At 61.6% G+C, this 708-nt stretch carries 1 pseudogene; it reads right to left on the bottom strand.

Features of this window, described 5'->3' with window-relative positions:
- A pseudogene (locus GP2_RS22010) lies at window positions 1-338 on the bottom strand (hypothetical protein); the annotation flags it as partial.
- Window positions 339-708 lie beyond the last annotated feature (370 nt).

The raw sequence follows: 708 nt of genomic DNA, 5'->3' as shown, positions 1-708 counted from the left end.
AAGTCACCAATCTTCGCGAAGTAGCCAGGCGTGGGGTCGCGCGGAGTGACCAGGTGCCACTCGGTAATTGTCCACCCCTGCGCCTCCGCTGTATCTGCAACTCTGTTCAGCGATCGCTTCACTTGGCGGAACTCGGTGCTAGTGAACTTCATCGCAAAGTTCTTGACTTGGAGCACCTTTCGACAAGATTCTCCATCTGGAACGAAGACGTCGATGCCGCCGTCCGGCCCCGGCGTAAACTTCTGCCCAGTTGGGTAATCCGCACAGACCAGCATCGCGACGGTGTGTTCCAGGTCGCCACTGTCTATCCGAGACCAAGGGACACGAGCCGTTGCCATGCCTCTTTGTACCGCACCGCCGCGCCCTAGACGGGCATCTCCCGCCGGCCACTGTGCGCCGATGGCACCAATAGGTGAGCCACAGCGCCGCGGGACCGGAAAATGCAGCGACCGAATAGCAGCATTACCATTATGCACTTGCACGGCTCCTCGACGGACCTACACACGCGTCGAGTGATGAAGTGGCTTGCACTCGCCGGGGTCTAGCCTCGATCTTTCGTGAGGTGGCGGTCGTCTGTTGGGTGGCCCGGGTGGGTGGTCTGAGGACCGGATCTCCGGGCGTAGGCCGTGAGAGGTGCCCGACGCGTCGGTGGGCGTCGGGGTTCACGGCCCCGAGGTGGAACGTCCTTTCTGGATCAGAGGTCAGGTT

Origin of the sequence: Gordonia paraffinivorans NBRC 108238, from assembly GCF_000344155.1 — a bacterium.
Lineage (GTDB): Bacteria > Actinomycetota > Actinomycetes > Mycobacteriales > Mycobacteriaceae > Gordonia > Gordonia paraffinivorans.
The sequence above is the reverse complement of the archived record's forward strand: the minus strand, read 5'-3'. Positions and strand labels throughout refer to the sequence as shown.